This window comes from Mesorhizobium sp. Arg314 (assembly GCF_053714275.1).
Genome location: NZ_JBSKBP010000111.1, coordinates 1 through 5,004, shown reverse-complemented (window position 1 = coordinate 5,004; position 5,004 = coordinate 1). Strand labels below are relative to the sequence as shown.

The window sequence follows — 5,004 nt, the reverse complement described above, 5'->3', positions numbered from 1 at the left end:
CCGGGCCGTCGAGCGCATGCTCTTCATATGACGTGTGATGTCCATGACATTCGCGGCGCGCCGGTCATTATCGGCGCCGGACTTGCCGGCCTGATGACGGCGCTTCACCTGGCGCCGCAGCCTGTCGTCCTTCTCTCCAGGGCGCCACTTGGAACCGATGCGTCGAGCACACTCGCCCAGGGCGGCCTCGCGGCAAGCCTCGGCGAGGACGACAGTCCCGAGCTGCATCTCGCCGATACGCTTGCTGCCGGCGATGGGCTTTGCGACGAAGCAATAGCAAGGCGGGTGGTCGAGGCCGCTCCCAACGCCGTCGACCACCTCATTCGTCCGGGTGCTCCCTTCGACCGCGCCTTGGACGGAAAACTGCGGCTCGGGCTGGAGGCGGCGCATTCGCGACGCAGAATCGTGCACGCCGCGGGCGACGCCACCGGCCGTGAGTTGTTCCGGGCGCTGCTCGCCGTGGCGCGGCGGACACGTTCGATCACCATCATGGAAGGCATGACAGCCCATCGCCTGGTGGTTACGGAGGGCAGCATCGTTGGCGTGCTGGTTGTCCTGCACAACGGCGTGTTCGCCTTGCCCACGCGCCGTGTGGTGCTGGCGACCGGCGGTATCGGCGGCCTCTTCAGCGACACCACGAACCCGCTTTCCTCGTTCGGGCATGGGCTGGCGCTGGCCGCCTGCGCCGGCGCGGAACTTGCCGATCTGGAGTTCGTTCAGTTCCATCCGACGGCGCTCGATACTTCGCGCCGGCCGATGCATGGGGGCCGCCTGGCGCAGCCCCAAGGAGCGCGACATGGAAACGGTGGTCGCCATGGTCGAGGGCGTGAAGGCGCTCGGCATGGAGACCTGCATGACGCTAGGCATGCTCGACCTCGATCAGGCACAGCAGCTCAAGCAGGCTGGCCTCGACTTTACAACCACAACATCGACACCTCAGAGCGCTACTATAGCGAGGTTATCTCGACGCGGACCTTTTCCGACCGGCTCGACACTTGCCAATGTCCGCGACAGCGGCATGAAAGTCTGCTGCGGCGGCATCGTCGGCATGGGCGAGGAGAAGGCCGACCGCATCGACATGCTGGTGACTTTAGCCAACCTGCCGGAACCGCCGGACAGCGTGCCGATCAACATGCTGATCCCGATCGAGGGCACGCCGCTCGGCGAGGCCGAACCCATTGAGCCGATCGAATTCGTGCGCACCATCGCTCTCGCCCGCATCATGATGCCGACATCGCATGTGCGGCTCTCGGCCGGCCGCACGGCGATGAGCGACGAGATGCAGGCGCTTTGCTTCTTTGCCGGCGCCAACTCCATCTTCGTCGGCGATACCTTGCTGACCGCCGAGAACCCGGGCGAGGATAAAGACAGCGCCCTGTTCCGGCGCCTGGGTATCCGGCCGACGGAGCGCGAGGCCCCGTGAGCGGGCGAGCCTTGGTCGACCGCTACGAGGCCAGCTTGCGCGGGCTGGCCCGCAAGGACCGTTTGCGGAGCCTCAGCGCCAGCTCGGGCACTGACTTCGCTTCCAACGACTATCTCGGCCTCGCGCGCTCCAAGCGCATGGCCGATGCGGTCGCGGCGGCACTTGCCACCGGCACCCCCGTCGGGGCGACCGGCTCGCGGCTGCTGCGCGGCAACGATCCGGCACACGAAGCGCTCGAAGCCAAGGCGGCCGACTTCTTCGGCGCTGAGTGTTCGCTGTTTTTCGGCGGTGGCTATGTCGCCAATTTCGCCGTGCTCACCACCTTGCCCCAGAAGAGCGATCTGATCGTGCTGGACGAACTCATCCATGCCAGTGCGCATGAGGGCGCGCGAGCCGGCCGCGCCGAAGTGGTGGAAGCGACGCACAACGATGCCGGCGCCGTGGACGAGGCTATTGTCGCCTGGCGAGCCTTGGGTGGGACGGGCCGTCCCTGGATCGTAGTGGAAAGCCTCTACAGCATGGACGGCGACCGGGCCCCCCTCGGTGAATTGATCGCGGTCGCGGATCGCCGCGATGCATTCCTGTTCGTCGACGAGGCGCATGCCACCGGCGTCTACGGCCCAAACGGGCGCGGTCTCGCGCATGATCTCAAAGGCCGCGACAATGTCGTGGTGCTGCATACCTGCGGCGCTCGGCGCATCCGGCGCGCTGGTCACGGTGCTGGCGGTGCTGTGCGACTATCTGGTCAACCGCTGCAGGCCCTTCATCTACGCCACCGCGCCCTCGCCGCTGATGGCAGTGGCGGCGGCAACAGCCCTCGACATCGTCGCCGATGAGCCGGAGCGCCGCGAGCGGCTGGCCGGCCTGGTCGCGCTTGCTGGCAACGGGGCCGAGGCGCTGGGTCTGCCGACCAGCTGTTCGCAGATCCTGCCGGTCGTCGTCGGCGACAATGCAAGCGCCATGGCGCTGGCTGAGGCGTTGCAGGCGCGTGGGTTCGACGTGCGCGGCATCCGCCCGCCAACTGTGCCAGAAGGCACCGCAAGGCTGCGCATCTCGTTGACGCTGAATGTCGATGAGGCCGACGTTTCGGCGCTGTTCGATGCGCTTGCCGCGGAATGGGAGCGCACGCCGTGACAGCGCAAATCGTTGTCACCGGCACCGACACCGGCATCGGCAAGACCGTGTTCGCGGCCGGGCTGACCGGCCTGCTTGACGGTATCTACTGGAAGCCGGTGCAGTCGGGCATCCACGAAGAAACCGACAGCGAAATCGTCTCCCTGCTCGCCGATCCGCCTGCAGCTCGTGTGCTGCCCGAGGCCTGGCGCCTCCGCCAGCCGCTGTCGCCACATCTGGCCGCCAAGTTGGACGGCGTGGAGATCGATGCAAAGGCACTCTCACTGCCCGCGACGGACCGACCACTGGTTGTCGAAGGCGCCGGCGGGTTGATGGTGACGCTCAGCAGGCACGCGCTCTACATCGACGTCTTCGCGCGGTGGAACGCGCCGGTCGTGCTCTGTGCCCGCACCACGCTTGGCACCATCAATCACACGCTGCTCTCGGAACGTTGAGGCAGCTCGGCTCTTTCGGACTCAGGCAGGCGGCCGCTAGCCCGCCGAATCGGCGCTCGCCGCGCAGAGGGTCAGAGTCAGACGTGTGGCACGGACTCGCCAAGTGGCTGCACCGCCAGGCGTAGGCCCATCGTGCGAAGCACGGCACTCAGGCTGCGTAGCTCTGGGTTCCCCTTCTCCGAAAGGGTACGGTAGAGTTGCGTCTGGTTAAGCTCGGCCGATTTGGCGACAGCAGGCACGCCGCCGAACGCCTTGGCCATCTGTCGGAGCGTCACCAGCAATTCACCCTGATCGCCGTCGGCCAGGATCGCATCAAGCGTGGCGGCTGCCGTCGCCGGATCGTCTCGAAACAGATCGGCCATTGCATCGTCATGGCTACGGTCTTTCATTGTCGTCACTCCTTCATTCGGTACGGCTCTGCCAGTCGCGCCAATAGCCGCAGGCCCGATCCGCTGTCGGCGTCCTGAGTGCGCTTGATGCCGCCGCACAAGAGCAACATCACCGTCTTACCCGATCGGGCGTAGTAAACTCGGTACCCAGGACCGACATCAACGCGCAGTTCGTGGACGCCCTCTCGCAGTGGCTTGAAATCACCGAAGTTACCTTGCTCAAGCCGATTCAATCGTCGGATGATCGCTGCCTTGCCCTGCACGTCGCGAAGTTTGCGCAGCCAAGCGGCAATCAGGTCGTCGCCGTCAGGCGTAAGATAGTGCCGTACATCGAACATATAGGCGATTTTCGTTTAAAAACGAAACTCTTTCAAGCCTCTTCTTACAGCGATCCCGACAGGTTGGCAAAGCGTCACATCGCGCAACAATCAGGAGTTTCGCGACACCCGAGATCGGAGTTCCCCAGAACACCATCGTTTCCTCTGCGCCGCCGGCGGGCATGGCTTGGCTCTCGGAAAGGAAGGCGGGCAAACTTGGGCTCCAGGTCACCTCCTCCAACCGCTGACAATCCCGTCGTCGGAATCTGGCAACGATGAAACTTCTCCCGAGCCATACGATCCGATGAAGAGGGTAGCCGCTTTCTACAACGCCTTGCAGACGGTGTTTCCGCGGCGGCTTCAGTTGACCCTGAGAAGCGCGGCATCGGTCCATTCATCGAAACGTCGATCCATTCGTTTTTCTCCGGACTTTCCACTCCGCTGAGACTCCAGTCGGTTTCCAGGGGGAGACCGACAGCGTCGTTGCGACATATAGCTACGTATAGCTACGTACGTGCAAACAGGGCAGTTTGCGATGGGCGCGCCGAAGCGCATAGGCTCCGCTTCCGTGATGCTCTGCCCTTACTCCATTCCGGATCCGACCTCGCTCCGCGAAGAAAATTCCAACCCTGAGCCGGACAATAGAAAACAGTAACTCTACAAAATTGATAGACTAATGTTTTCTCCTGCGATTGGAACGGCAGCGTCACTGTGCCTGCAACTCGATCAACGCAATTGCTTTCGCTGAGAAATAACGGACATGGCTGACGATATCCCCGATCGCATCAAGGTGCTGTGGTTCCTGCCGACCCATGGCGACAGCCGATATCTCGGAACATCCGAAGGCGGCAGGGCGGTCGATCTGGACTATCTGACCCAGGTGGCGCAGGCGGCCGATACGCTTGGCTATTATGGCGTGCTGCTGCCGACCGGACGGTCCTGCGAGGATTCCTGGGTCGTCGCTTCGGCCCTGGCGCCGCTTACGAAACGGCTGCGATTCCTGGTCGCGGTGCGGCCTGGGCTGCAGTCGCCGACGCTCGCCGCGCGTATGACGGCGACGCTCGACCGCATCTCCAATGGGCGGCTGCTGATTAACGTCGTCACCGGCGGCGATCCGCTGGAGAACAAGGGCGACGGTATCTTCCTGTCGCATGCCGAGCGCTATGAGGTGACGCAGGAGTTCCTGCAGGTCTACAAGCGCCTGCTGAGTGGCGAGGCAGTCGAGCATCAGGGCAAGCATTTCCGCATCGAGGATGGCCGCCTCCTGTTCCCGCCGGTACAGACGCCCTATCCACCGCTCTATTTCG

At 64.0% G+C, this 5,004-nt stretch carries 4 protein-coding genes and 3 pseudogenes; 5 read left to right on the top strand and 2 right to left on the bottom strand.

Translation table 11 applies throughout. The features are described from left to right. Nucleotides 1-27: 27 nt before the first annotated feature. From ACWGS9_RS34010 to bioD, 4 genes and pseudogenes are all read left to right on the top strand, one after another. Nucleotides 28-867: pseudogene (locus ACWGS9_RS34010) on the top strand (FAD-dependent oxidoreductase); the annotation flags it as partial. Further along, nucleotides 761-1,423 (top strand): biotin synthase BioB, encoded by a 663-nt coding sequence (bioB, locus tag ACWGS9_RS34005; protein WP_454509314.1) that lies wholly within the window; start codon nt 761-763, stop codon nt 1,421-1,423. The pseudogene ACWGS9_RS34010 and the gene bioB, both read left to right, overlap by 107 nt. Then, nucleotides 1,420-2,557: pseudogene (locus ACWGS9_RS34000) on the top strand (8-amino-7-oxononanoate synthase). Before bioB ends, ACWGS9_RS34000 begins: the two are co-directional and overlap by 4 nt. Further along, a pseudogene (gene bioD, locus ACWGS9_RS33995) lies at nt 2,554-2,982 on the top strand (dethiobiotin synthase); the annotation flags it as partial. The pseudogenes ACWGS9_RS34000 and bioD, both read left to right, overlap by 4 nt. A gap of 86 nt (nt 2,983-3,068) precedes the next feature. On the opposite strand, the gene ACWGS9_RS33990 reads toward bioD, so the two are convergent. Both ACWGS9_RS33990 and ACWGS9_RS33985 read right to left on the bottom strand, forming a co-directional pair. Further along, the gene (locus ACWGS9_RS33990; RefSeq protein ID WP_454509313.1) at nt 3,069-3,380 is read right to left on the bottom strand and encodes a helix-turn-helix domain-containing transcriptional regulator; all 312 of its coding nucleotides are present in this window, start codon (nt 3,378-3,380) and stop codon (nt 3,069-3,071) included. Nucleotides 3,381-3,385: 5 nt separating this feature from the next. Further along, nucleotides 3,386-3,718, bottom strand: a complete 333-nt coding sequence (locus ACWGS9_RS33985) for a type II toxin-antitoxin system RelE/ParE family toxin (protein WP_454509312.1) — start codon at nt 3,716-3,718, stop codon at nt 3,386-3,388. A 739-nt stretch (nt 3,719-4,457) separates the two neighbouring features. Here ACWGS9_RS33985 and ACWGS9_RS33980 point away from each other — a divergent pair. Beyond that, nucleotides 4,458-5,004: LLM class flavin-dependent oxidoreductase (locus ACWGS9_RS33980; protein ID WP_454509311.1), on the top strand; the 547-nt coding region annotated here is incomplete at its 3' end.

Bases quoted from the DNA above. Each gene is read 5' to 3' on its own strand.
- bioB (WP_454509314.1), top strand. From the start codon at position 761: ATGGGGGCCGCCTGGCGCAGCCCCAAGGAGCGCGACATGGAAACGGTG.
- ACWGS9_RS33990 (WP_454509313.1), bottom strand. From the start codon at position 3,380: ATGAAAGACCGTAGCCATGACGATGCAATGGCCGATCTGTTTCGAGAC.
- ACWGS9_RS33985 (WP_454509312.1), bottom strand. From the start codon at position 3,718: ATGTTCGATGTACGGCACTATCTTACGCCTGACGGCGACGACCTGATT.